Consider the following 25,543-nt stretch of genomic DNA (forward strand, 5'->3'; position numbering starts at 1 on the left):
CGGCGCCGCCGGCGGCACAATGTCCGGCACCGCCGGGACCACCTGCCACCGGGACCACCGGCGGGGATGGGCTTCGTGGACGCGAACGGAGGGGCTGTGGAGGCGGAAGGGCGGCGAGGCCGAAGGGTGGCGGGGACGGAAGGACGGCGAGGCCGTAGGGCGACGGGGACGGACGGGCGGGGAAGCCCGAACGGCGGGGTGCGGCGGGGCAGGCCGCAGCCCGGCCGGGTCACGACCCGCTGGCCATGGGGGTACCGGCGGCGCGGTACTCCCATCCCTCCGGGTGCCAGGCGGCGCGACCGGCGGACCGTTCCGCCGCCTGGCGGGGCACCTCGGCTTCGAGCTCCTCCGGCACCCACAGCTCCAGGGTGACGCCGGCGGCGTAGGTCTCTCCCAGCACGGCGACGCCCCGTTCCTCCAGCCATGCCCGGACGGCGCCGTAGGCGGGGTAGGGCAGCTCGAGGCGGCCCCGCCGGCCACGGTGGAAGGTGACGATCCCCGCCGCCTCGATGGCGGCGGTGCAGGCGCCCGCGTAGGCGCGGACCAGCCCCGGCGCCCCCAGCTTGACGCCGCCGAAGTAGCGGGTGATGAGCACAGCGACCTGCACCAGGCCCGCCCGCTCCAGCACCTCCAGGGCCGGCTTGCCCGCGGTGCCGGCCGGTTCCCCGGCGTCGCTGCACCAGCGCCACTCCCCGCGGAAACCGGCGATGAAGGCGGGCACGTTGTGGGTCGCCCGGGGATGGCGGGCCCGGGCCGCCTCCAGCCAGGCCTCCGCCGCCTCCCGCCCCGCGACGGGCGCCACCCGGGCGATGAACCGGGAGCGGCGGATCTCCAGGGTGACCTCGGCCTCCCGGGCCACGGAGCGGAAGGTCCCCGGGCCGCCCGGCGGTGCGGGCCAGACCGGCGGCCCGGCCTCCGTCCCCGGCGGCGCGCCGGCACCGCCCGTCACCGGAGGGCCGCCCTCCCCCGCGGGCCGGCGGCGGGTGCCCTGCCGGAGACGGGGACGGCGGGGGCGGCCGGATCCGGCGGCGAGCCCGGTGCCAGGGCCGCCTGCGGCCCCTTCTCCAGGCCGGCCCCGGCCGCCGCCGGGGGGTCGAGGAAGACCAGCTGGTGGCCGCCGGGCCACGGCGCCCGGAGGAGGAACCGCAGCCAGCGCTCGCCATAGCGCATCAGGTACGGGAACACGTTGTGGACCCGTTCCTGGGGCTGGCCGCCCGGCCGCAGGCTGCCCTCCAGCCAGTCCAGGTCACGGACCACCTCCCGCTGGCGGCGGCGGTGGTGCTGCCAGGTCTTGCGGTGGAGGTAGTCCACCTGCATCAGGATGCGGCCCAGGTTGTCCTGGCCAAGGGCGCGCAGCTCCGGGCGGACCCGCTCCAGATCCGGCAGCAGGGCGGCATAGAGGTCCTTCAGCTGTTGCCGCAAGGTGGCGAAGCGGTCGTCGATGCCCAGGGGGTCCAGGGCCTCCAACACCCGCCGGCGCAAGGCCGCCGGGTCCCCCAGGACGTCGCCCACCGTGGCGCGATGGCGGCGCAGCCGGTCCACCGCCTCGGGTTCCACCAGCGTAAACCCGGGCCGGGGCAACACCACGGGCATCTCCAGGCCGAAGAGCGGGTACACGTCCCGCAGCTGGGCGAGGTAGAGGGCCTCGCCCGGCCCCACGACAAAGCCGACCACCGGCAGCAGCCACTCCTGCACCAGGGGCCGCAGCACCACGTTGGGGCTGAAGGCCTCGGGCCGCTCCTCCAGCTCCCGCACCAGGCCGGCGGGGGTGAAGGCCAGCCGGCCGTGGCGGTCGGCGAACCGGCCGTCCTGCCACAGTAGCGCCGCCCGGCGCCTCCCGTCGAAGTAGAACAGGTTGGCGTGGGCCGGGTCCACGTCCAGCCCCGGCCGGTACCCCCGCCGCTGGAGGCGCTGGGCGGCCGCCGCCAGTTCCCGGTGGATCGCCTCCCGGCGCACCAGGGCCCGCTGGAACAGCGGCCGGCTCAACCGGCGCAGCGCCGGATCCATGGGGTCCAGGACCACCAGCCCGTCCCGGGAGAACAGCCGCACCAGCAGCCGCCCCACCCACTGTCCCAGGGTGGCCGAGCGGCGGCGGGCGTCTTCCAGGACCTCCACCATGGGGTGATCGGCCGGGACCCCGGCCACCCGAGCCATCTCGGCGATGAGGCCGCGGGCCGCCGGCCCCAGGGGCAGGGTGCCCACGGGAGGCTGGCCCCCGGCCACCGCGGCGGGGAAGGGCAGGCTCAGGCGCTGCAGGCGGCCGCGTTCGTCCAGCAGGTGGAGCTGGTTGCACTCGGCCAGGTCGTGATCCTCGGTGGCCAGCCAGAAGACGGGGACGACGGGGCGCTTCAAGGCATCGGCCAGCTGGCGGGCCCAGCGCAGGATGCCCAGGGCCTTGTAGACGGTGTACAGGGGGCCGGTGGCCAACCCGGGCTGCTGCCCGCCCACGACGACCAGGCTGCGGGGGTCGGCCAGGCGGCGGGCCGCCTCCAGGGCCGGTTCCTCCGCGCCCAAGGCGGCGTTGTAGGCCGCCAGCGCCCCGGCCACCTCCTCCCGGGGCGGCTGGTGGGGCAGGCGGTCCAGGGCCTGGGCCCGCCGGGCGAAGGCCGTCGCGTCCTGGGGATCGTAGTTGAAGAAGGTCCGAACCCGCTCGAAGTCCCGCTGATAGTCGACGAAGAAGGCGGGGTACACCCACTCCAGTTGGTCCAGGGGTTGAATCTGCACCGGCCGGTCCCTTCCCCTCGTCCAAGCTCGTGCGCTCACGGGCGCTGTGGTGACGGTCGTGCCCCGGGGGCTTCGCTGCCCCGCCCGCCCGGGCTTGGCGGACGGATCGCGACGCCTGGCAGCCCGGCGGGCAACGGGGCACCCGGCCGCCGGCCGCGGTCCCGGGCTCCGGCCAGGACGCCCCGCGCAGCGGACCGCCGCACCCGCAGCCCGGTGTCATCCCATTCTTCGCCGGGGGCGGGGGGAAGCCTGCCCGGGGCCGGGGCCCGAGCCCCCGGTGTCCCCCAGCCGGCGGGCCACCGGGTCCAGACCTCGCTGCCGGCCGGTGGGCCTCCCCGGTGGGCCCCCGGTGGGCCTCCGGTGTTCGGCCCGGCGGCTGCGGCCGCGCCCCGGCACCGGGCCCGGGCTTTCAGAGGCAGGGATGCCGCCTCGGGCAGCGAACAGGTATTCGCTGGAGGTGGCCCCCGTGCCGTTGAACCTGCGCCAGGTGCTGGACCAGTTGCGCACCGAACCCGCCTGGGTCCAGGGCATCCAGGCCTGGGAGGTGGAACCAGCCCATCCGGGCCGTTACGCACCGCCGCCCGCCGCCCTCGACCCGCGGCTGGTGGCGTGGCTGCAGGACCGGGGCATCGGGCAGCTTTACAGCCACCAGGCGGAGGCCGTGGCCGCCAGCCTGGCCGGGGAGGACGTGGTGGTGGTGACCCCCACCGCCTCAGGCAAGACCCTGTGCTACACCCTGCCCGTTTTGCAGCGCATGCTGGAGCGGCCCTCGGCCCGGGCCCTCTTCCTCTTCCCCACCAAGGCGCTGGCCCAGGACCAGTACGCGGCCTTGCAAGAGGCCATCGACCAGCTGGGGCTGGACCTGAAGGCCTACACCTACGACGGGGACACGCCGGAGGCGGCGCGCCGGGCCATCCGGGCCGCAGGCCAGGTGGTCATCACCAATCCCGACATGCTGCACGCGGGCATCCTCCCCTACCATACACGCTGGGTCAACCTCTTTGAGAACCTGGAGTACGTCGTCGTGGATGAGCTCCACCACTACCGGGGGGTCTTCGGCAGCCACGTGGCCAACGTCCTGCGCCGGCTCTTCCGCATCTGCGCCTTCTACGGCGCCCGGCCGCGGATCGTCGCCTGTTCGGCCACCATCGGCAATCCGGGCGACCATGCCACGCGGCTCCTGGGCCGGCCGGTGCGGGTCGTCGCCGAGAACGGGGCTCCCCGGGGCGAGCGCCACCTGATCGTCTACAACCCGCCGGTGGTCAACGCCCAGCTGGGCATCCGCCGCAGCGTCCTGCAGGAGGCCCGGCGCTGGGCGGAGCGGTTCCTCAAGAACGGGATCCCCACCATCGTCTTCGCCCGCAGCCGGCTGGCGGTGGAGGTGTTGCTCACCTACCTGCGCCATGCCCTGGGCGGCCAGGCCGACCGGGTGCGGGGCTACCGCGGCGGCTACCTGCCCAACCAGCGCCGGGAGATCGAGCGCGGCCTGCGCTCGGGGGAGGTCCTGGGCGTGGTGGCCACCAACGCCCTGGAGCTAGGGATCGACATCGGCGCCCTGCAAGCGGCGGTGCTGGCGGGCTATCCCGGCAGCGTGGCCAGCTTCTGGCAACAGGCGGGCCGGGCCGGCCGTCGCCACGAGGGGGCGGTGGCGGTCCTGGTCGCCTCGTCGAGCCCCCTCGACCAGTACATCGCCCGCCACCCCCGCTTCTTGCTCGAGCAGCCGGTGGAGGCCGCGTTCATCCATCCCGACAACCTGTACATCCTGGTCAGCCACATCCAGTGCGCGGCCTTCGAGCTGCCCTTTCAGAGCGGCGAGCGCTTCGGCGACCAGCCGGTGGACGACGTCTTGACCTTCCTGGAGGAGCAGGGGCTGGTTCACCGGTCCGGCGACCGGTGGCACTGGATCAGCGACACCTTCCCCGCCCACGAGATCAGCCTGCGCTCCGCCGCGGAGGAGAACGTGGTCATCATCGACACCAGCCGGGGAGCCCGGGTGATCGGGGAGGTCGACCGCTTCTCCGCGCCCCTGCTGGTCCACGAGCAGGCGATCTACATCCACGAGGGGCAACAGTATCAGGTGGAGCGGCTGGACTTCGCCGAGAACAAGGCCTACGTGCGGCCGGTGCGGGTGGACTATTACACCGACGCCCACCTGGCGGTCGACCTGAAGGTGCTGGACTGCTTCGCCGCCCGCCCGGTGCCCGGCGGCGAGGCCGCCCGGGGGGAGGTGGCCGTCATCGCCCGGGCCACCCTGTTCAAGAAGATCAAGCTCTTCACCCACGAGAACGTGGGCTGGGGCCGGATCCACCTGCCGGAGCTGGAGATGCACACCGCCGCCTGCTGGGTCGCCTTGACGGAGGAACCGGCCGGCATGGACCCGTCGGTCCTCCAGGCCGGCCTGCAGGGGCTGGCCCACCTGCTGGGGCACCTGGCGCCGCTGTACCTGCTTTGCGACCGCCGGGACCTGGGGACCGTGGCCCAGCTGCGCTCGCCCTTCACCGGGCGGCCGACCTTGTTCCTCTACGACGCCTACCCCGGCGGGGTCGGCCTGGCCGACAAGGCCTACGACATCCTGCCCCTGCTCTGGCAGGCGGCGGCCGAGGCCATCGACGCCTGCCCCTGCGAGGCGGGCTGTCCCGCCTGCACCGGGCCCGAGACGGAGAGCGGGCCGGGGGCCAAGGCGGCCGCCCGCCGGCTGCTGGAGCAGCTGGTCGGGGAGGCGGCCCGGGCATGAGCGCGGGCAAGGACCGGCTCGAGGAGCTGCGGGCCCTCAAGGCCGCAGGGCGGCTGGTCCTCAAGGCCCGGGCCTCCGCGCCGCCGGACCGGGAAGGGGCGCCCGCCGGGCCGCCGGAGACGGAAGAGCCTCTGGATCCGGCGAAGGCGGGGGACGGGGCTCCTGGCCCGTTCGTCCCCGTGGCCACCGGGGCCGGCCCCGCCTGGTCGTGGCGGACGGTGTACCCGGCGGATTTCGTCCATGGGCGGGAGGATCCGGGGACCTGGTGGGCCGCCCTGGAGCGCTCGCTGGCGCTTCTCGCTGCCGTGGCCGGGCCCGCCGGGCGGCGCCAGCCGGTGCCGCCCGGGCCCGGGAGCCTGCTCTTCCTCGACCTGGAGACCACCGGCCTGGCGGTGGCCGCGGGCCACCGGCCCTTTCTGGCCGGCCTGGCCTGGTTCGGGCCCGCGCCCGGGGGCGGTGGCCGGCCGGCCCTCCACGTGGAGCAGCTGTTGATCCCGGACCTGGAGCCCGGCACGGAACGGGGCTGGCTAGCCGCCCTGGCCCGCCGGGTGGTGGAACGGCCCTGGCTGGTGACCTTCAACGGCCGGGGGTTCGACTGGCCCATGCTGGAGACCCGCTGGCGGTGGAACCGGGAGGATCCGCCCGCCCTCCGCGCCCACTTCGACCTGCTGTACCCGGCCCGGCGGCTCTGGGCGGCACCGGGCCGGCGGGTGAACCTGCGGGCCCTGGAGCAGCGGCTGCTGGGCTTCACCCGCCGGGGGGACGTGGCCGGCGCGGAGATCCCCGCCCGCTTCGCCGACTTCCTGCATGCGGCCTCCGGTGCCGCGGGGTCCCCGCCGGCGGAGGCCCTGTCCATCCTGGCGCCTGTCCTCCGGCACAACCGCCTGGACCTGTTGTCCCTGGTGGGGATCACCGCCCGGGTGGGCGGCTGGCTGGCGGGCGGCCCGGCCCGGGCCGTCCGGTGGGAGGAGGCCCTGGCCGCCGGCCGGGAGTGGGAACGGGTGGACGGCGCGGTCGCCGTCGCCTGGTATGAACGGGCCCTCGCCCTGGCCTCCGGCCGGGCCGCGGTCAGCGCCATCGCCCGGCGCCTCGTCCCCCTCTACCGCCGCCAGAAGCGGTGGGCGGAGGCCGTTGCCCTGCTGGCGGCCCTCTGCGACGCCCATCACCCCCTGGCTCCCATCGAGCCCTGGCTGGACCTGGCCGAGCTGTGGCTCCAGCTGGGCGACCGGGAGCGGGCGGCCCACAGCCTGGCCGAAGCCCGGCGGCTCTGGGAGCGGCGACGCCGGCTGTGGCGGGTGGCCCCGGCAACCGCCAAGGCGGGTCCGGCGGCCGGGCAGGCCGGTGGGGCTGGATCGTCCGGGGCGGCAGCGGCCCTTCCCCCGGGTCCGCTGGGCCGGCGGATGGAGCAGCTGGAGGGGCGCCTGGCGGCAGGCGGCCACCGCCAGGCCCGCGCCCTGTAAGCCGCCCGCTCACCCGCCGGTCGCCGCCCGCCGCAGGGTTGGCACCGGTCGGCCGTGCCGCCGGCCTGCCATGCCGCCAGGCGGGCCGGTAAGCGGGTGGGGCGGCACGCCGGGTGCGGCCCGCCCCGCACCCAGCCCCGATCGGTGCGCCGCCCATGGCGCCGCCGGTTCATGGCGCTTCCGGCGCCAGCAGCGCCCCGAGGGGTGAGGGCTTAAGGCCCGCCTCGGCCAGGGCGTCCAGGACCCGCAACAAGGCCCGCGGCGTCTGGCGCGCAAAGTCGCTGGCCTGTAGGAGCAGGATGTCGCCCGGCCGCGCCATCCGGGCGCGATGGACCACGTAGTCGACCCCGGGGTTCATCCAGTCCTGCAGGTCGAGGCTCCACAGGACGGGCTGGAGCCCCCCGGCGACCTCCAGCCCCTCCGGCACCGGCCCGCCCCCCGCGGGGTCCCAGAGGCCGGTCCAGGCGGGCCGCACGAACCGGACGGCCCGGCCGGTCAGGCGGGCCAGGGCGGCCGCGTCTTCCTGCCAGCGCTGGGGCGCGACCCCCTGGCCGGGCGCCGCCTCCCCGTCCAGCAGGGCCCCCGCCTGGGGCCCGGGAGCCTCGCGCAGGGCCACCTCGTGGCCGGCCGCGACCATCTGCCGCACCAGGTCCGGATGGGCCCGGGCCCAGGGGGCGGTGACGAAGAAGGTGGCCGGCACCCGGCGCCCTGCCAGCAGGTCCAGCACCTGCACGACGACGGTATCGCCCTCCAGGACGTCGAAGGTCAGGGCCACCCGCGGGCCGGCGGCCTCCGCGGGGACCCGTACCACGGCCTTCCCGGCAGTCCCGGCGGGTGGCGCGACCGCCGGCCGGCCGGCGGGGAGCTGGGGTCCCGGGATGGGGGACCGCTCCCAGGGGAGGGTGAGCCGGGCCAGACCGAGGATCGCCGCTAGCCCGGCCAGGGCGACCAGCCAGGCGCGGCCCGCCCGGCCCAGGGCGATGAACATGGTTCCTCCCTCCTCCTCCGGTGCCGCCTTCACCAGGGCCACCAGCGGCGCCACCAGGGGGCCAGGTCCACCCCTGCGGCCGCCACCAGGGCGGTGCGGGCCAGGGGCACGCCGTCCAGCACCAGGGCGGCGGTGCCCAGGCGCTGGCCCGGGGCGACCGGCGCCTCGACCCGGCGGGGGAGCTGGACCACCCGCTGCACCCGCGGGACCAAGGCCGGCGGCACCAGGGCCGACAGGTCCTCCCCCAGCACCACCTCCACCCGGGGGCGGCGACCGCCCTCCACCGCCACCTGGCCCACCTCGTCCCCTGCGCGGCCGCCCTGGGCCGGGGCGAACTGGTCGAACCCCCACTCCAGCAGGGCCTCGCTGTCGGCCCAGCGGTCACCCGAGTCGAGGACCACGGCGATCAGCCGGCGCCCACCCTGCTCGCCGGAGCTCACCAGGCACGGGCCGGCCGCGTTGGTCGTGCCCGTCTTCACGCCCCGGATCCACTCGTGGTACCAGAGCAGCCGGTTGGTGGACGCGAGGATGCGCACCCAGTCCCCGTCGCCTCGGCAGAGGACCTTCTCGGGCTGGCAGACCAGCCGGGCGAAGTAGTCGTTGGCCAGGGCGTAGCGGGTCATCACCGCCAGGTCGTAGGCCGTGGTGTAGTGGGCAGGGTCGTGGAGGCCGTGGGGGTTGGTGAAGTGGGTGTCCCGGAGGCCCAGGCGCCGCGCCGTGTCGTTCATCAGGCGGGCGAAGGCCGCCTCGCTGCCGGAGATGTGCTCGGCGATGGCCACGGCGGCGTCGTTGCCCGATTCCAGCATCAGGCCCCACAGCAGCTCCCGCAGGGTATAGCGCTCGCCCGCCACCAGGTCCATCGTGGACCCTTCGGTGGAGGCGGCGTGCTCGCTCACCGTGACCACGTCGTCCAGGTTGCCGAACTCCAGGGCGACGATGGCCGTCAGGATCTTGGTCGTGCTGGCCGGGGCCCGCCGCTGGTGGGGGTTGTGGGCGTAGAGGACCTGGCCGCTAGCGGCATCCATCAAGACGGCGGCGGCAGCGTCGATGGCCGGGGGAGGCGCCACCACGCTGCGCCACAGGGGAGCCACCCCTTCCGGAACGGCCTGCTGGCCAGCGGATGCCGGCAAGGCTGCCGCGGCTCCACCCGCCGTTCCGGGGCGGCCCCCGCCGCCGGCGGGCCCCAGAGCCGGCTCCGTGCCCCAGGGCGTCTCCACGGCGGCACCGGCCCCGGCGATGGAGAGCGGCAGGGCCGGGGCCGGTTCGACGGGCCCGACGGCCGGTGGACCCGGCCAGAAGCCGGCCCCCCGGGCGGTGCCCGCCGGAACAAATAGGAACAACAGGGCCGCCATCAGGCCGAGGGCCACCACCCGGCGACCGGGCCACCCGGCCGCCCCGGGCCCCCCGCTGCGGCAGGCGCGGCGGGATCGCCCCACGGGCGGCCGCCCCCACCGGCTGGCCGCCTCCGGCCGGTGGAACCGGCGGGCTCGGGGCCGGCGGCCCGCCGGCCCGCCGGCCCCCGGCTCCGCGGCCGGGAACGGGGTCCTCCCGCCGCACCGTCCGCCGACGCGATGGATCGGAATCCGGGTCACGCTGCCCGCCTCCCCACGGGGTGCTCCCGCCCCATGGGTATGGGGGCCAGCCCAGCGCTAGACCGGCCCCGGCCCGGCTCCCGCGGGCCTCGGGCGGCCTCAGGGGGCAGCCGGGCCGGTGACGGGCTCGAGGTGCAGGTTCAAGGGCGATTCCTCGTCCGGTACCTCCAGCGGCGTCCCGGCCAGGGTCAAGCCAAGGCCCCGGGGATACCCGGCCCGGATCACCAGGCCCTCGCCCAGGGGCACCTGCTCCCGGTCGCCGGGCTGCATCAGCCGCTCCAGGAGGACCTGCCCGCCGGCGTCGCGGACCCGGACCCAGACGCGCTCGCGGGCCTCCAGGGTGACGGTCGTCCCGTCGCCGCCACCCCCGGGCGCGGGGGTGCCGCCGGGACCCGGGGCGGCCAGCCGGATCGCGTAGTAGACGTCGGCTCCGTCCCGGCGCACCGTCACCTGGGGGGCGGGCGGTTCGGCGGCTGGCTCTTCCGCCGGCGGCTGGGGTTCGGTGCCGGCGCCGCCCGGCGCCCCCGCCCCGCCCCCGCCTGGACCCGGGGCCGGCGCCTGCCCGCCAGGGGCCTCCCCCTGCAGGCCGGTCCCCGCCGGCGGCCGGCCCCCCGGCGGCGCCTCGGGGGCACCGGCCAGGTACAGGACCAGGGCGATGACGGCGGCCAGGCCGGCCAGCCCGGCCAGCCACCGCCCCCACCGCCGCTCGTGGCGGCCCGTGCCGCCCAGGGCCCGGGGGCCGCCCCCCGCCCGGCCGCCGGCCCGGGGCGCGCGGGCAGGGGCCACCAGCGGCGGCGAAGGCCACGGAGCCGGCTCGGGCCGGCTTGGGCGTCGGCCGTTGCCGCCCCCCGCCCGGCGCCCGGCGGGCGGCAAGGGCCCAGGCCCAGGGGGCTCTTGTCCAGGCCGGGCACCGGCTCCCCGGGCAGCCCCGGCCCCGGCGGAGGCGCTCGGGATCTCGGTGCCCCCTTCTCCGGGCCGGCGACCGGCGGGCGCCCGGGGCCCGGCTTCCTCCGCCGGGGCCGCATCGGGTTCGCCCCACCCCGCCGGTTCGTCCCACCCCGTCGCCGGTTCTGCGCCGGCGCCGGGACCGGCGGCTCCCGCCGGCGCGCCCGCCGCCGCAGCGCCCGCCCCGCGGCCCTGCTTCCATTCACTGTAGGCGCGGGCCAGCTCCATGCCGTCCAGGTCGACCAGGCTCGCGTAGGCCCGGATGAAGCCCCGCGTGTAGACCTCCGGCGGCAGCTCGGTGTCGTCGCCCCGTTCCAGGGCCTCCAGGTACTTGCGCCGGATCTTGGTGGCCACCTGAACGTCGTGGAGGGTCAGCCCCTTGCGCTCCCGGGCCTCCCGCAGCCGGCGCCCGATCTCCTCCAGGGTCACCCCATCACCCCCGTACCGCGACCGTCCGGACGATCCGGCCGTCGGCCTCTCGCATCCCGCCTGCCCGATCCGCCCGTCCCCCCGGGCCCGCCGCCGGCGTCACCCCCGGGACGGGACGCGCCCCGGGCACCCGGCCCGCCCCGCGCCTTTCACCCCGCCCTGCCCGCGGCGGCGCCGCGGGCCGCCCACCCCGCCGCGGGCCGCCCGCCCCGGCGCGGGCCGCCCACCCCGGCGCAGGCCGCGTCGCCCCGGCCCGTCAGGGATACAGCCGGTTCAACAGCCGCGGGAAGGGGATCGCCTCCCGGACGTGCTCAAGGCCGCAGATCCAGGCCACCGTCCGCTCGATGCCCAGGCCGAAGCCCGCATGGGGCACCGACCCGTACCGCCGCAGGTCCACGTACCACTCCAACGCTGCCCGGCTCAGGCCGTGCTCGTCGATGCGCCGCAGCAAAAGCTCCAGGTCGCTGATGCGCTGGCTGCCGCCGATGATCTCCCCGTACCCCTCCGGGGCCAGCAGGTCGGCGCACAGGGCCACCTCGGGGCGCTGGGGGTCGGGTTCCATGTAGAAGGCCTTGACCCGGGTGGGGAACCGCTCGACGAACACGGGCCGGCCGAAGTGCTCGCTGAGGGCCGTCTCGTGGGGCGCACCGAAGTCCTCGCCCCAGGGCAGCGCCAGGCCGCGTTCGTCCAGGATGCGCAGGGCCTCATCATAGGTGATGCGGGCGAAGGGCTCCTCCACCTCCCGCCGCAGGGCTTCGGCATCCCGCCCCAGGGTCTCCAGCTCCCGCCCGCACCGCTCCAGGACCCGCAGCACCACGCCGCGGACCAGCCGCTCCTGCAAGGCCACGTTGTCCTCGTGGGTGAAGAAGGCGGCCTCCGGCTCCAGCATCCAGAACTCCAGCAGGTGCCGCCGCGTCTTGGACTGCTCGGCGCGGAAGGTGGGGCCCAGGCAGTACACCTTGCCCAGGGCCATGCAGGCGGCCTCCATGTACAGCTGGCCGCTCTGGGAGAGATAAGCCTTCTCCCCAAAGTAGTCGGTCTCGAAGAGGCTGGTGGTCCCCTCCGGGGCCGAGGGCGTCAGGATCGGCGCGTCGACCCGGACGAACCCCTCGTCCGCCAGGATCTCGGCCGCCGCCTGCATGACCGCCGCCCGCACCCGCAGGATGGCGTTCTGGCGCGGCGTGCGGATCCACAGGTGGCGGTGGTCCATGAGGAAGTCGACGCCGTGCTCCTTGAGCTTGATCGGGTAGTCCTCGGCCACGTGGACGGGCTCGAGCCCCGTGACCTCCAGCTCGTAGCCTCCGGGGGCGCGCCGGTCGGCCCGGACCACCCCCCGCACCCGGCAGGATGACTCCTGGGTCAGGGTCTCGAACACCTCCAGCCCCTGCTCCCCCGCCCGGTCCCGGGTGATCACGCACTGGATCACCCCGGTCCCGTCCCGCAGCAAGAGAAAGGCGATGCGACCGCTGGACCGGCGGTTGTACACCCAGCCGGCCAGTTCCACCTCCTGGCCTTCGAACCGGCCCACCTGGGCCACGCTGACCCTCACGACCATCCCTCCGCCTTCCCCGTCTCCCTCGGCTCAAGCGAACAGGTTGCGGAACAGCAGCCGCAGGCTGTCCCACAAGACCCGGAAGAACCCGCCCCGCGGCACCGCCTCGGCCGTCACCAGGGGCACCTGGCGCAGCACGCGGCCCTGGGCGTCCTCGATGGTCAGGGTGCCGACCCGCTGCCCTTGCTCCAGCGGGGCGACGAGAGGCTCCTTCAACTCGACCCGGCTGCGCACCTCCCCTGCCGCGGTCTTCGGCACCGTGACGACGGGCGGGGCGGCCGGTTCCACCGTCACCTGGGGCCGGGCGCCCTTGTAGACGGGCACATCCTGCCGGCCTTGCTCGCCGAAGGCCACCCGGGTGTTGGTGAACTGCTGGAAGCCGTAATCCAGCAGGCGCTGGCTCTCCCCCACCCGCAAGGCATCGCTCTTGGCCCCCATGACCACCGACACCAGCCGCCGGTCACCCTCCTTGGCGGTGGCCACCAGGTGGTACCCGGCCTCCGCCAGGTGGCCGGTCTTCAGGCCGTCCACCCGCGGGTCGCGGAAGAGCAGGCGGTTGTAGTTGGGCTGGGACGCGAAGTCCTTCCACTCGAAGTACTTGAGCCGGGTGTATTTGAGGATGTCCGGGTGGACCTCCAGGACGTGCAGCGCCAGCCGCGCCATGTCCCGCGCCGTGACGTGCTGCTCGCCGCCGGGCAGGCCGTGGGCGTTGCTGAAGACCGAGTTCTTCATGCCGATCTCCCGGGCGTGGTCGTTCATCATCCGGACGAAGGCGTCCTCGCTGCCCGCCACCGCCTCCGCCAGCACGGTGCTGGCGTCGTTGCCCGAGGCGACGGCCACGCCCCGGATCAGGTCCTCGATGCGGACCCGCTCGCCGACCTCCAGGAACATGGCCGAGGGGCCACCCAGCCCCGCCTGGACCGACAGGCGCCAGGCCGCCTCGCTGACGGGCACCTGCTGGTCCAGGGCGATCTGCCCCTTCTCCAGGGCGTGGAAGACCAGATCCAGGGTCATGATCTTCGCCAGGCTGGCGGGCGGGATGGGCTCGTCCGCATTCTGGGCATAGAGCTCCTGGCCCGTGGTGGCGTCGACCAGGAGGGCCGAGCGGGCCTGGATGTTCAGGTCCGCCTGGCCTGGCCCGCCAGCCCCTCCCTGGTTAGCTCCCTCCTGTGCCCGCACGGCGGCGCCTTGGGCACCCGCCAGCACGGCGATGACCAAAGCCAGCGCGGCCACTCCCCGGACGACCCTCCGCCCCCGGGCGCAGCCGCCGCCCGACCGACCGAACCCCATGGGAACCCTTTCGCCTCCTTAAGACACCCTCAAGTGGACACCCTTGCGTCGCGGCTCGCCGGCGGCCGCCGCGGGCCTCGCCCTCACCGGCCTCCGCTGGCCTGGCCCTCTCCGGCCTCCCGGGCCCGCACCGCCCGGACCAGGTCGCTGCGCTTGCCGGCCTTGAGCACGAACCCCGGCAGCTCCCGGCCGATGAGGCGCTGGGCCAGGCGGGCGGCGGCCAGCAGCCGGTCCAGGTCGACCCCCGTGGCGATCCCCATCTCTTCTAGCATGTGCACCAGGTCTTCGCTGGCCACGTTGCCCGTGGCCCCCGGGGCATAGGGGCAGCCGCCCAGGCCGCCGACGGCCCCGTCGTACACGGTGACGCCCGCCAGCAACCCCGCCACCACGTTGGCCAGCGCCGCCCCCCGGGTATTGTGGAAGTGCAGGCCGAGCTCCAGGTCCGGGAACCGGGCCTTCAGGCGGCGCACCAGCCGGTCCACCTGGGCGGGGTTCGCCATGCCCGTGGTGTCCCCCAGGTACACGGCCACCGCGCCGAGATCGCGGTAGGCCGCCACGATGCGTTCGACCTGTTCCTCCGGGACGTCCCCCTCGTAGGGGCAGCCAAAGGCGGTGACCACGTAGCCGCTGAGCCGGACCCCCGCCGCCGCGGCCCGCTCCGCCACCGGGACGAACCCCGCCAGCGACTCGGCAATGCTGCGCCGGACGTTGTGGCGGTTGTGGGTCTCGCTGGCGGAGACGAACAGGCTGATCTCGTCGACCCCGCAGGCCAGGGCGCGCTCGGCCCCCCGGAGGTTGGGCACCAGGGCGCTGTAGATCACCCCCGGCCGGCGCCGGATGCGGGCCATCACCGCCTCCGCGTCGGCCAGCTGGGGGATGGCGCCCGGGTGGACGAAGGACGTCACCTCGATGCGGCGGAACCCGGCCTCCGTCAGGGCGTCGATCAGCTCGACCTTCTGCTCCGTCGACAGGATCCGATCTTCCGCCTGCAGCCCGTCCCGGGGTCCCACCTCGCGGACGGTGACCTCAGCGGGCCACTCCATGGTGTCCTCCCCTCCCATCCCCGCCGGCCCCCCCGAATCGGCCGCAGCGCCCGGCCCCGGGCTCCCGGCCCGTCGCCCGGCCCCCTGCGCCGCCGCGGCGCCCGGAGCGGAACGGCTGGCTAGAAAACCCCGCGTTGCCCGGCCCGCGGGGCGGCGACGGCGCCGCATCAGCAGCCCAGCTCCCGGGCGATCACCAGGCGCTGGATCTCCGAGGTCCCCTCCCCGATCTCCATCAGCTTGGCGTCCCGCAGGTAGCGCTCCACCGGGTAGTCCCGGGTGTAGCCGGCGCCGCCGTGGATCTGGATCGCCTCCAGCGCCGCCCGCACCGCCAGCTCCGAGGCGAACAGCTTCGCCATGGCCGCCTCCCGGCGGTAGGGCCGGCCCTGATCCCTGAGCCACGCGGCCCGGTACACCAGCCAGCGGGCCGCCTCCAGTTCGGTGGCCAGGTCGGCCAGCTTGAACTGGATCGCCTGGAACTTGCTGATCGGGCGCCCGAACTGGCGGCGGTAGCGGGCGTACTCCAGCGCCGCGTCCAGGCAGGCCTGGGCGATGCCCACCGACAGGGCGCCGATCCCGATGCGGCCGCCGTCCAGGGTGCGGAGGAACTGCTCGTGGCCCTTCCCCCGCTCCCCCACCAGGTGATCGAGGGGGACCCGGCAACCGTCGAAGACCAGCTCGGCCGTGTCCGACGCGTGCAGGCCCATCTTCTCGTACCGCCGCACGGCCCGCCAGCCCGAGGCCTCCCGGGGCACCAGGATGTTGCTGATGCCGTCGCGCCCGGCCTCGGGGTCGGTGACGGCCGCCACCACCACGTAATCGGCGAAGCTGCCGTTGGTGATGAAGACCTTCGTCCCCTCCAGGACCCAGTGGTCGCCGTCCTGCCGCGCCCGGGTGCGGATGGCCGCCGTGTTGGAGCCCGCCTCCGGCTCCGTCAAGCCAAAGGCGGCGATCTTCTCGCCCCGCAGGGCCGGTGCCAGCCAGCGCGCCTTCTGCTCGTCGCTGCCGAACAGGTACAGGGGGGTGCACCCCAGCGACACGTGGGCCGCCACGGTGAGGGCGGTGGAGGCACAGGCGCGGGCGATCTCCTCGATGGCGATGGCAAAGGACACCGTATCGCCGCCGGAGCCGCCCACCTCCTCGGGGAAGGGCAGGCCCAGGACCCCCAGCTCCCCCAGTTCCCGGAACTGCTCGGCGGGAAAGGCCCCGGTCCGGTCCCGCTCCGCCGCCCCCGGCGCGATCCGCCGCGCCACGTAGTCCCGCACCATCTCCCGCACCAGCCGCTGCTGCTCCGACAGCTCGAAGTCCAAGGGCGACACCCCCGTGCGCATCGCAACACGCCGGGCGGGCCCGAAGGCCCGCCGGCGTGCCCATTCCATACCTACTTTCGGAAAGGAGCGGGGGTGTCCTGCCGCGGCCCCGCGGCCGCCGCCCGCTGGCGCGCCCCGGGGGCAGGGGAGGCCCCGAGACGTCCGATCCCGCCGGGATATGGCCGTCTATCGCCGGGGCCCGTACGCCTTCTCGATCACGTTCCAGAAGGCGTCGTCCTCATAGCCCAGCCGCCAGATGGCGATTCCTCCCAGGCTGTACTTGCGCACCAGCCCTAGCCGCTGCTGGAGGACCCGTTCGTCCAGGTACCAGATCTCCCGCTGCTGGCCCCCCTCCCCTGTGTAGGTGAAGTGGGGGTTCTGGCTCTCGGCATCCCACTGGGGACGGATGCCGTGGCGCTCCAGGATCCGCTTGACCTGCCAGAGGGGCACCGGCGTCGAGTTGGCCTCGTTGCCGGGACCGGCGCCGGCGGGCCAGTCGTAGCCGTAGGCCCCGACCCCCAGCAGGATCTTGTTGCCGGCGATCCCCGCATTGAGCATCTCCTTGATGTTCGCCTCCACCCACCCGGCGGGGGAGACCGGCCCAGGCTGGCTGCCCAGGTAGTGGCGGTCGTAGGCCATGAGGATGACCTGGTCGGCGTGCCGGGCGAAGACGCTCCAGTTGTGCCCCCCGTGGACGGAGGGGTCCACGTCCACCTTGGGGAAGGCGGCGATGTCCAGCCGCTTGCCCTCGGGCAGCGCCTGGTCCAGTTCCCGGATGAAGTCCGACATCAGGGGCTCCGCCTCAGGCGGCAACAGCTCGAAGTCGATGTTCACGCCGTCGTAGTCGCGCGCCTGCACCTCCCGCACGATGGCCTCGATGGCCCGCCCGCGGGCGGCCGGGTCCACCAGGAAGCCCGCCTCGTTGCCCCCGCTCTGGAGCAGGTTGAACAGGGGGATCAGCCGGATGTCGTGCTGGCGGGCGAAGTCGATGACCTCCTGGCGGATCTCCTGGGGCCACAGGCTGCCGTCGCTGCGGATGGAGTACCAGAAGGGGCTGATGCTGTCGATCAGGTCGGGCCGCTTCTTCACCGAGGGGAAGGAGTCGCCGAAGACGGGCGACCACCCGTTCTCGAAGAAGCCCAGCACCTCCGGCCGGGTCACCCCGGCGGGCTTGCGCAGGGGCGGCTGGCCCTGGGGTCCCGGGGAACCGGGCAGGGTCGCCAGGATCAGGAGGAACAGGCCGGCCGCCACGGCGCCCACCTGCCACCGCCGGTCGGTGCGCAGCTTGTTCCAGACGCCGCTCCAGCCGCCCACGTCCCCCCACCAGCGGCCGATCCCGGCGCCGGCCCGCCGCGCCCAGGCGCCGGGACCGTCCCCGTCCCCGCCACCGGGGCCGGCCGGGCCTCCGGGGCCGCCCCGGGGCCCGCCATTGCCCCCGCCGCCGGCCCGAGGCCCGCCGGTTCCACCCGGGCCGCCGCCCGCCGCCGTCGGCTCGCGGTGGGCCGCGCCGCCGTCCTTGCCCAACGCCGGGCTTCCGGCCGGGCGGCCGCGGCCGGTTCCACCCCCCGGCTCGCCGGCGTCGAAGGATACCGGCGGCCGGCCCGCCGGGGCTTCCCGCTCGCCGCCGCCTGCGCCGGCCGGTGGGGTCCCGCGGTCGAAGGACACGGCCGGCCGGTCCCCGCTCCGCCCGGGAGCAGGGCCTGCCGCCGCGCCTTGGGGGGGACGGTTCCCCGCCCCGCCGCCGGGATGCTGCGGTCCTTCCGTGGCCACGTCATCGCCTCCCTTGCTGGGATTGGTGATCGGGCCGTGCCGAGCCTGGCCGCCCGCCGTGGCCCGGTGCCCGGTGGCCGGTGGCCGGCCGCTGGCCGCGCCACCCGTCAGCGGGTCTGCCGCTCGGCATAGGGCACCGGGATGAACTGCACCGAGGGGCGCCGGCCGTCGGGCTGGGGGTAGAGCTCCATCAGCCGGTACACCAGGTCCGGCAGCTCGCAGCGCACCTCCAGCCCCAGGGCCCGGAGCTCGTCGCAGCCGATGGGGAAGTCGTGGGTCCAGCGGCCCTCGGTCAGCGCCTCCGCGATGCGCCGGGCGTCGTCGGGCGGGAGGCGGTCCTCCAGCAGCCGCTGGACCGTCTGGCGCACCTGGGCGATGGCCTTCTCCGCCAGGTCGCCCAGCATCAGGGTCTTGTCGTCCACCTTGTCGGGGCCCTTCTGGCGGATGGCGGCCAGGATGCTGGCCGCCGGGTAACCGCCCAGCTGGGGGTCGACGGGCCCCAGCACGGCGTTCTCGTCCATCCAGATGGCGTCGGCCGCCAGGGCGATCAAGGTGCCCCCGCTCATGGCGTAGTGGGGCACCATCACCGTGACCCGGCCCCGGTGCCGCCGGATGGCCTCGGCGATCTGCTCGGCCGCCAGCACCAGGCCGCCCGGCGTGTGGATGATCAGGTCGATGGGCATGTTGGGCGGCGTGTAGCGGATGGCGCGCAGCACCTGTTCGGAGTCGTCCACGGTGATGTAGCGGGTCAAGGGGATGCCGAGAAGGCTCAAGGACTCCTGGCGGTGGATCAGGGTGATCACCCGTGAACCCCGCTCCCGTTCCAGCTGCCGGATCACCTGCAGCCGGCGCTCGGCGATGCGCCGCTGGCGCAACAAGGGCAACAGCGACCAGGCGATTAGGAGGAGCCAGAACAGGTTGCTGAGCAGCGCGCCCATCGTGGCGTCCATCGCATCCACCGGCCGGCCGCCCCTGGGCCTGCCGGCTGTAGTGTGCACGAGCCCCGCCGGTTCTAACGACCGGCCGGCGAGCCGGATCCGGGAGGCGGCGCGGCGCTGCCGCGGGGTCGTCACGGCCCGGGCGGGTCCGCCATAGGATGGCCGTGGCAAAGGCCCGGGCCGCTCGGGATACGGGCCCGGGCGGCAGAGGAGGAGGACCCATGAGCCTGCCTGCGCCCTGGAATGGGGCGGTCTCCCCGCCTGTGGCGGGCCGCCCGCCCAAGCCCCGCGACCGCGGCCTGACCATGATCCTGGACAAGGGACTGGGACCCGCGGCCACCCAGGATCTTCTGGAGGTGGCGGGCCACTGCATCGATTACTGGAAGCTGGCCTTCGGCACGCCCGCCTGCTACCCGCCGGCGGTCCTCAAGGCGAAGGTCCAGCGGATCCGGGCGGCGGGCATCGCCGTCTACCCCGGCGGCACCTTCCTGGAGGTCGCCCTGGTCCAGGGGCGGTTCCGCGCCTTCGTCGAGGCCGTCCGGGAGGTGGGGTTCACCCACGTGGAGGTCTCCGACGGCACCGTCGACATGGCGCCGGAGGTCCGGCGCGACGTGATCCGCGCCCTCCTGGCCGAGGGGTTCGGGGTGGTCAGCGAGGTCGGCAAGAAGCACCCCGCCGATCGGGTGTCGACGCTCCGCCTACACCAGCAGGTGCTGGACGACCTCCAGGCCGGGGTCGAGAAGGTCATCGTCGAGGCGCGGGAGTCCGGCAAGGGCATCGTGATCTACGACGCCCAGGGCCGGGTCGACGAGGATGAGCTGGAGGCCCTGGTGCGGGGGCTACCCGATCCCTACGTGTTGATCTTCGAGGCGCCCCAGGTCCACCAGCAGCAGGACCTGATCCTGCGCTTCGGTCCCGCCGTGAACCTGGGCAACGTCCAGCCCGCCGACGTGCTGGCCTTGGAGGCGTTGCGCCACGGCCTGCGCGGGGACACCCTGCGCGCCGCCCTGCTGAGCCGGCCCGACCTGCGGGCGGTCCGCTTCCCCCAGGGGTGACGGCCATGGCCGGCGACATGGCCGTCGCAGCGGCGCCGCTGGTGGTGGTGGCGGAGTTCTGCCCGGCGGTGGGGCTCCAGGTCCTCGAGCAGGCGGGGTGCCGGGTGATCTACGACCCGGCGGCGGCCCGGGAGCCGGCTCGGCTGCTGCGCCGGCTCCACCAGGCCGACGCCCTCCTGGTCCGCAACCAGGTCCGGGTCGACGGCCCCCTCCTGGACGCCGCGCCCCGGTTGCGGGTGGTGGGGCGGCTGGGCGCCGGCCTGGACAACATCGACGGCGAGGCGACGGCGCGGCGGGGCGTCACCGTGGTGTACGCGCCGGGGGGCAACGCCCGGGCCGTGGCCGAGTTCGTCCTGGCCCAGATGCTGGCCCTGGCCCGCCACCTGCCCGCGGCCACCGCCATGGGCGCGGCAGGCGTCTGGCAGCGCCAGGCCCTCCTGGGGGACGAGCTGGCCGGGACCCGGGTAGGCATCCTGGGCCTCGGGCGCATCGGTCATGCCCTGGTCCCGCTGCTGCGACCCCTGGTGGAGGCCGTCGCCACCTTCCACCCGCGGCGGGGCCCCGACGACCCCCAGTGGGCCCAGCTGGGGGTGCGCTGGCTGCCGCTGGAGGACCTGCTACCCTGGTGCGACTATCTGGTGGTGCTGCTGCCGCTGCGACCGGAGACCCGGGGCCTGCTGAACCGGTCCCTGCTGGCCACCCTCAAACCGGGGGCGCGCCTGGTGGTCACCGGGCGCGGCGGCGTGGTCGACGAGGCGGCCCTGGCCGAACTCTTGCGCTCGGGTCACCTGGCCGGCGCCGCCCTGGACGTGCGGGCCCTGGAGCCGCCGGGCCCCTGTGACCCGCTGCGGGACCTGCCCAACGTGGTGCTGACGCCCCACATCGCGGGCCTGACCGTTCAGGCCCAGGCGCGGATCGCCCGGGCCGTGGCCGAGGACGTGGTGCGGGTCCTGGGCGGCCGTCCTCCCCTGCACCCCGCTTTCCCGCCGGCGCTGGGGACGCTGGGCCGCTCCCCATCCTGAGGGGCACTATCCGTGTAACGTTTCGGTAGGGCGTTGCGGGCCGGACCGCGGGAGGGCTAGAATGGGGAGGAACGCTGACGACGGGAGGCCCGCCATGGTCACCCTGCTCTCGATCCTGAGCAATTGGATCCTGCCGTGGGGATTTGTCTTGTTCGTCGGCTACTGGATGTGGAGCGTGACCCGGCCGCCCAAGCGCACGTGGTAAACGGCCGGGGCGGGACGAACGGGCAGACGAACGGGCGGAGCGCGGGAGCGCTCCGCCCGTTGCCTTTACAGCCGCCGCCGGGCGGCGGGGTTCCACCGCCCCACCGGAACGGGCCGCCATCAGGCCCCGTTGTCGTCTCGGCCCCCGTCCGTCTCAGCCCCCGTTGCCGTCGGGATTGTTCCCCGGGTGTCCCTTCTGGATGTCGCCGGCGTCCTCGTCGGCGTCCCGGTTCTCGCTCTCCCGCTGCCGGTTGCGGTCCGGCGTCATGTCCATGCCCGTCCGCCCCGTTTCCCGCAGCAGCATCCGCCAGTAGGGCTCGTCCTCGTAGCCCAGCCGCCAGATGGCCACGCCGTACAGGTTGTGCCGCCGGGCCAGGCGGACCTTGCGGGCCACCGAGACCTCGTCCTCGTACCAGACGGTGTGCCGGACCCCCTGGTCGTCCACGTAGGTGAAGTGGGGGATGCCGTCGGCGTTGCGCTGGACCTGGATGTCCTTCGCCCGCGTCAGGGTCCGGACCTCCCGCAGGGAGATGGGCACGGCCTTCTGCTGGTTTTCCGCCCAGTCGTAGCCGTAGGCGGGGATGCCCAACCAGATCTTGTCGGCGGGCACGCCGTCCTCCCGGGCTGCAGCGACCACCTCCCCGACCCAGTCCAGGGGGGCCACCGGACCCGGGCCCGTCATCTCGCCGTGGCGGTCATAGGCCATGAGGACGATGCGGGCATACTGGGCGAGGCCCTTGTAGCTGTAGGCGTCCTTGCTGTGTTGGGTCTCGTCCTCCTGGTGACGGTGGGGGATCACCGACACCGTGATCGCCTTGTCCTCCGGCAAGGCCTGGCGCAGCTCGCGCAGGAAGGTGGTCAGCTCCTGCCGGCTCTGGGGCTCCAGCAGTTGGAAGTCGATCTGGATGCCGCCGTATTCGTGCTGCCGCACCAGGTTGGCAAGGTTGGTGACGGCCCGGCGGCGCGCCGCCGGATCCTGCAGGAAGGCGTCGGTGCCCTTGTAATTGTTGACCAGCGGCATCAGCTTGATGTTCTCGCGGCCGGCGAAGTCCTGCAGGTCCCGGTCGGCCCGGTCGACGATGGACCCGTCGGCCCGCACGCTGTACCAGAAGGGCGAGAGGTATTCGATCTGGTTGCGGTGACGGCGCAACGTGGCCAGGATGTCCTCGCCGCGGGCCTCTTCCGTCTCGTCGTAGAAACCCAGGATGAAGAGCTGGCCCGGCACCTTGGCCCGCGGCGCCGGTTTGGCCGGCACCTGGAGGTTGTCGTTGGAGCGGTCGGCGCCCGGCTTGGCCAGCCGGTCCCGGCCGCCGTCGGCCGCCATCCAGATGCCGACGCCAACCAGCACCGCCACCAGGACCCAGACCCATGCCCGGTTCTTCACGACCCTCACCTCGCTTTCCGGCCGTAGTATGGCCGCGAGGCTGGGGCGCGGCGGCAGACGATACCAGGCATTGTTTCGCAGGACTGGCACCGGCTTCGGCGGCTGGGTTCCGGCCGGCGGCCGGGCGCGGGCGGCTTGGCGCGGGCAACCCTGCGCGGGCGGCTGAGCGCCGGCGGCCGGCCGCGGGCGGCCCTGCCCGGGCGGCCGGGCGGCGGCGACCCGGCTAGCCACCCGCCGGCATGTTGGGTGGCAGGCCGGCGTCGCCGTGGCGCCGCCGGAACTCCTCCCAGGTGATCAGGACGTCGCGCGGCTTGGCCCCCTGGTGGGGACCGATGTAGCCGCGTTCCTCCATCATGTCGATCAGGCGTCCGGCCCGGGTGTAGCCCACCCGCAGGCGGCGCTGGATCAGGGAGACCGAGGCCTGGCCCGCCTCCAGGACGACCCGCACCGCCTGGACGAACAGGTCGTCGTCTTCGGCGGCGGCGGGGCTCTCGCCCGCCTGGACCTCCGCCTGCAGGACCTCCTGGTCGTAGGCGGGCTGGGCCTGACGGCGGAGGAAGGCCAGCACCGCCTCCAGGTCCTTCTCCGAGATGTAGGCGCCCTGGACCCGCACCGGCTTGGTGGCGCCGACGGGCATGAAGAGCATGTCGCCCCGCCCCACCAGCTTCTCCGCACCCGCCAGGTCCAGGATGACCCGCGAGTCGGTCTGGGACGAGACGGCAAAGGCGATGCGCGACGGGATGTTGGCCTTGATCACCCCGGTGATCACGTCCACCGACGGCCGCTGGGTCGCCACCACCAGGTGGATCCCCGACGCCCGGGCCATCTGGGCCAGGCGCTGGATGGCGTCCTCCACCTCCACCGGCGCCACCATCATCAGGTCGGCCAGCTCGTCGATGACGACCACCATCAGCGGCAGCGGCTCCTCGCCCTGCTCCAGGGCCCGCAGGTTGTAGCGGGTGACGTCGCGCACCCCCGTGCGGGCGAAGAGCTCGTAGCGGCGCTCCATCTCCCGCACCGCCCACTGCAGGGCGCCGGCCGCCTTGCGGGCGTCGGTGATCACCGGCGCGATCAGGTGGGGGATGCCGTTGTAGGCGCTGAGCTCGACCACCTTGGGGTCGATCAGCAGCAGCTTGACCTCGTCGGGCCGCGCCTTGAAGAGCAGGCTGGCGATCAGGGCGTTGATGCAGACGCTCTTGCCCGAGCCCGTGGCCCCCGCGATCAGCACGTGGACCAGCTTATCCAGGGAGGTGACCACCGGCTGGCCCGCGATGTCCTGGCCCAGGGCCACCGTCAGCCGGGACCGGGAGCGGGCGAACTCCGGCGTCTCCAGGACGTCCCGCAACTGGACCGGGACCACTTCCCGGTTCGGCACCTCGATGCCCACCGCCGCCTTGCCGGGGATCGGCGCCTCGATGCGCACGTCCGGCGCGGCCAGGCTGAGGGCGATGTCGCTGGCCAGGGCCTGGATCTTGCTGACCTTGACGCCCCGGGCGGGCTCGATCTCGAAGCGGGTGACGGCCGGCCCCACGGCCACGTCCACGATCCGCGCCTGGACGCCGAAGCTGGCCAGGGTCTCCTGGAGGACCGCCGCCTTCTCCAGGATCTCCCGCTGGCGCCGCGCGGTGGAACCCTGCCGGCCCCGGCTCAAAAGCTCCAGCGGCGGCAGGCGGAAGGACGGCGGCACGGCGGCAGCCGCCGGGCTCGGGGACGATCCACCGGCCGTGGCCGCACCGGTGGCCCCCTCCCCAGCCCCGCCCGCGCCCGGGCGCCGAGGCCCGTCGACCCCTTCGCCGGCGCCGGGCGCCGCCGCCCCGGAAGCGGAGACTACCTCGGGATGGCCGCCGGCTCCTGCCGCCCCGGCAGCAGCCCGCCGCCCGGCACCGGCCACCCCGCCCCGGGCCGCAGCGGCCCCGTCCACCGCTTCCAGGGACGAACCTGCCCCCCGGTCTAGGGCTGGCGCGCCGCCCCGCGCCGGGACACCGCCCGCCTCGGCCTCACCCCCGGCGCCGGAGGCCTCCTCTGGGTCCCCGGGGTCGTCCTGGAAGGCGCGCTCCAGAAGCCGTTCCAAGCCCGGCAGGACGATCTCCCCGTCGCCGGCCTCCCCGGCGGCGCCCGCCCCGGGGCGGACGGAAGCGCCCAAAGGCCCCGCGACCCCGTCTCGGACCCCGTTCCGGCCGCGGCGACCGGGCCACCAGCGCAGGGGATGCCACCAGGGGCCCCGGCGCCCCGAGGGCCCGGTCGCGGCCGGCGGGTTCGGGCCCGCCCCTGCGGCCGGGGCAGGCGCCGCGGCGGCGCTCGCCGGGGTGCCGCCGGCCAGGGCCCCGGCGTCCGCGGCCGCCAGCCGGCCGCCCACCCGTTGGGGCCATCCCTCGTCCCGGGCGGCGGCCACCGACCCGGCGGCCCCGCCCCCCAGGGCGGCCGGGGCCGCCGGCGCCGGCCCCTCCTCATCGTCCCCGGCGACGAAGGCGGCGGCCGCCCAGTCCCGGAGCTGCACAAGGACCGCAGCCACGCCCCGGCCGGCCAGGGCCGCCAGCGTCGCCAGGGGGACGCCGGTGATCAGGCGGAAGGCCAGCACGGCCAAGGCCGCCCAGGCCACCAGGGCCCCCGTGGCCCCGAAGGCCCGTGCCAGCAACCAGCCCGCCGCCGTGCCCACCAGCCCCCCTCCAGCCCGATAGCAAGCGCCGGACCAGAGGTCCGGGCACGGCCGGGCCACGGCCACGGCGGCCAGGACCACGGCGAGCAGGAGCCCGGCCTGCCGGGACGGGGCCCGCAGGGCCGGCGCCGCCAGCAGGGCCCCCAGGGCGCGCCAGACCATGAGGGGCGGCAGGACCCAGGCCGCCCGGCCCAGAAACCAGCGCAGCCCTGCGGCCAGCTGCCCCCCGACCACGCCGCCGGCCGCCGGTCCGCCCGCCAGGGCCAGGGCGGTGGCCGCCGCAGCGATGAGCAGGAGGATGCCGCCCACCTCCGCCCGCAGCGGGCCCGCCGCGCCGGAGGCCGCCCCTGCCGCTGGCGGCTTCCGCCGCGCCTTGCGCCGTGCCACCTTCCCGCCCCCTCTCTGGACAGGCTATTCGGCCGCCGCCGGGCGTTTCCTACGCCCCCACCG

The 25,543-nt window shown here is 75.2% G+C and carries 18 protein-coding genes; 5 read left to right on the forward strand and 13 right to left on the reverse strand.

The features are described from left to right. Positions 1-229 precede the first annotated feature (229 nt). On the reverse strand, positions 230-949 hold the full coding sequence (locus ACYQ02_RS02090) for an IMPACT family protein (RefSeq protein WP_460038786.1): 720 nt from the start codon (positions 947-949) through the stop codon (positions 230-232). Continuing rightward, complete coding sequence (gene bshC, locus ACYQ02_RS02095; protein WP_460038787.1) at positions 946-2,724, reverse strand: bacillithiol biosynthesis cysteine-adding enzyme BshC; 1,779 nt, start codon at positions 2,722-2,724, stop codon at positions 946-948. The genes ACYQ02_RS02090 and bshC overlap by 4 nt, the downstream gene beginning before the upstream one ends. A gap of 466 nt (positions 2,725-3,190) precedes the next feature. On the opposite strand from bshC, the gene ACYQ02_RS02100 reads away from it, so the two are divergent. Next, positions 3,191-5,458, forward strand: coding sequence for a DEAD/DEAH box helicase (locus tag ACYQ02_RS02100; protein ID WP_460038788.1), 2,268 nt, complete (start codon positions 3,191-3,193; stop codon positions 5,456-5,458). After that, the gene (locus tag ACYQ02_RS02105) at positions 5,455-6,918 is read left to right on the forward strand and encodes a ribonuclease H-like domain-containing protein (protein ID WP_460038789.1); all 1,464 of its coding nucleotides are present in this window, start codon (positions 5,455-5,457) and stop codon (positions 6,916-6,918) included. Before ACYQ02_RS02100 ends, ACYQ02_RS02105 begins: the two co-directional genes overlap by 4 nt. Positions 6,919-7,087: 169 nt before the next feature. On the opposite strand, the gene ACYQ02_RS02110 is transcribed toward ACYQ02_RS02105, so the two are convergent. From ACYQ02_RS02110 to ACYQ02_RS02150, 9 genes are all read right to left on the reverse strand, one after another. Beyond that, the gene (locus ACYQ02_RS02110; protein ID WP_460038790.1) at positions 7,088-7,948 is read right to left on the reverse strand and encodes a polysaccharide deacetylase family protein; all 861 of its coding nucleotides are present in this window, start codon (positions 7,946-7,948) and stop codon (positions 7,088-7,090) included. Continuing rightward, a complete protein-coding gene (locus ACYQ02_RS02115) occupies positions 7,936-9,342 on the reverse strand; it encodes a D-alanyl-D-alanine carboxypeptidase family protein (protein WP_460038791.1) in 1,407 nt (468 codons plus the stop codon). The genes ACYQ02_RS02110 and ACYQ02_RS02115 overlap by 13 nt, the downstream gene beginning before the upstream one ends. 255 nt (positions 9,343-9,597) lie before the next feature. Continuing rightward, complete coding sequence (locus ACYQ02_RS02120; RefSeq protein WP_460038792.1) at positions 9,598-10,872, reverse strand: helix-turn-helix domain-containing protein; 1,275 nt, start codon at positions 10,870-10,872, stop codon at positions 9,598-9,600. Positions 10,873-11,128: 256 nt separating this feature from the next. Continuing rightward, the gene (gene asnS / locus ACYQ02_RS02125) at positions 11,129-12,421 is read right to left on the reverse strand and encodes an asparagine--tRNA ligase (RefSeq protein ID WP_460038793.1); all 1,293 of its coding nucleotides are present in this window, start codon (positions 12,419-12,421) and stop codon (positions 11,129-11,131) included. A 33-nt stretch (positions 12,422-12,454) separates the two neighbouring features. Continuing rightward, the gene (locus ACYQ02_RS02130) at positions 12,455-13,714 is read right to left on the reverse strand and encodes a D-alanyl-D-alanine carboxypeptidase family protein (RefSeq protein WP_460038794.1); all 1,260 of its coding nucleotides are present in this window, start codon (positions 13,712-13,714) and stop codon (positions 12,455-12,457) included. Positions 13,715-13,797: 83 nt separating this feature from the next. After that, positions 13,798-14,757, reverse strand: coding sequence for a hydroxymethylglutaryl-CoA lyase (locus ACYQ02_RS02135; protein ID WP_460038795.1), 960 nt, complete (start codon positions 14,755-14,757; stop codon positions 13,798-13,800). A gap of 167 nt (positions 14,758-14,924) precedes the next feature. After that, complete coding sequence (locus ACYQ02_RS02140) at positions 14,925-16,064, reverse strand: acyl-CoA dehydrogenase family protein (protein WP_460038796.1); 1,140 nt, start codon at positions 16,062-16,064, stop codon at positions 14,925-14,927. Between the two features lie 186 nt (positions 16,065-16,250). Further along, positions 16,251-17,834: a glycosyl hydrolase family 18 protein gene (locus ACYQ02_RS02145; protein ID WP_460038797.1), complete on the reverse strand. Its 1,584-nt coding sequence runs from the start codon at positions 17,832-17,834 to the stop codon at positions 16,251-16,253. A gap of 107 nt (positions 17,835-17,941) precedes the next feature. Then, on the reverse strand, positions 17,942-18,784 hold the full coding sequence (locus ACYQ02_RS02150; protein WP_460039027.1) for an SDH family Clp fold serine proteinase: 843 nt from the start codon (positions 18,782-18,784) through the stop codon (positions 17,942-17,944). 209 nt (positions 18,785-18,993) lie between these two features. Between ACYQ02_RS02150 and comA the strand changes: the two genes are divergently transcribed. The 3 genes from comA (at position 18,994) to ACYQ02_RS02165 (ending at position 21,054) form a co-directional block, all read left to right on the forward strand. Further along, entirely contained in the window at positions 18,994-19,827 is an 834-nt protein-coding gene (gene comA / locus ACYQ02_RS02155; RefSeq protein WP_460038798.1) for a phosphosulfolactate synthase, read from the forward strand. A gap of 5 nt (positions 19,828-19,832) precedes the next feature. After that, on the forward strand, positions 19,833-20,849 hold the full coding sequence (locus ACYQ02_RS02160) for a hydroxyacid dehydrogenase (protein ID WP_460038799.1): 1,017 nt from the start codon (positions 19,833-19,835) through the stop codon (positions 20,847-20,849). A 61-nt stretch (positions 20,850-20,910) separates the two neighbouring features. Further along, complete coding sequence (locus tag ACYQ02_RS02165) at positions 20,911-21,054, forward strand: hypothetical protein (RefSeq protein ID WP_460038800.1); 144 nt, start codon at positions 20,911-20,913, stop codon at positions 21,052-21,054. Positions 21,055-21,207: 153 nt separating this feature from the next. Here ACYQ02_RS02165 and ACYQ02_RS02170 read toward each other — a convergent pair whose 3' ends face one another. Together ACYQ02_RS02170 and ACYQ02_RS02175 are read right to left on the reverse strand one after the other, a co-directional pair. Continuing rightward, complete coding sequence (locus ACYQ02_RS02170) at positions 21,208-22,437, reverse strand: glycosyl hydrolase family 18 protein (protein WP_460038801.1); 1,230 nt, start codon at positions 22,435-22,437, stop codon at positions 21,208-21,210. Between the two features lie 223 nt (positions 22,438-22,660). Beyond that, positions 22,661-25,480, reverse strand: coding sequence for a DNA translocase FtsK (locus ACYQ02_RS02175; protein ID WP_460038802.1), 2,820 nt, complete (start codon positions 25,478-25,480; stop codon positions 22,661-22,663). Positions 25,481-25,543 lie beyond the last annotated feature (63 nt).

The sequence above is a fragment of the Thermaerobacter litoralis genome (genome assembly GCF_054654595.1).

What these genes read in the sequence shown, in the direction of transcription:
- ACYQ02_RS02105 (WP_460038789.1), top strand. Translation starts at nt 5,455, where the DNA reads ATGAGCGCGGGCAAGGACCGGCTCGAGGAGCTGCGGGCCCTCAAGGCC.
- ACYQ02_RS02130 (WP_460038794.1), bottom strand. Translation starts at nt 13,714, where the DNA reads ATGGGGTTCGGTCGGTCGGGCGGCGGCTGCGCCCGGGGGCGGAGGGTC.
- ACYQ02_RS02135 (WP_460038795.1), bottom strand. Translation starts at nt 14,757, where the DNA reads ATGGAGTGGCCCGCTGAGGTCACCGTCCGCGAGGTGGGACCCCGGGAC.
- ACYQ02_RS02150 (WP_460039027.1), bottom strand. Translation starts at nt 18,784, where the DNA reads ATGGACGCCACGATGGGCGCGCTGCTCAGCAACCTGTTCTGGCTCCTC.
- comA (WP_460038798.1), top strand. Translation starts at nt 18,994, where the DNA reads ATGAGCCTGCCTGCGCCCTGGAATGGGGCGGTCTCCCCGCCTGTGGCG.
- ACYQ02_RS02160 (WP_460038799.1), top strand. Translation starts at nt 19,833, where the DNA reads ATGGCCGGCGACATGGCCGTCGCAGCGGCGCCGCTGGTGGTGGTGGCG.
- ACYQ02_RS02165 (WP_460038800.1), top strand. Translation starts at nt 20,911, where the DNA reads ATGGGGAGGAACGCTGACGACGGGAGGCCCGCCATGGTCACCCTGCTC.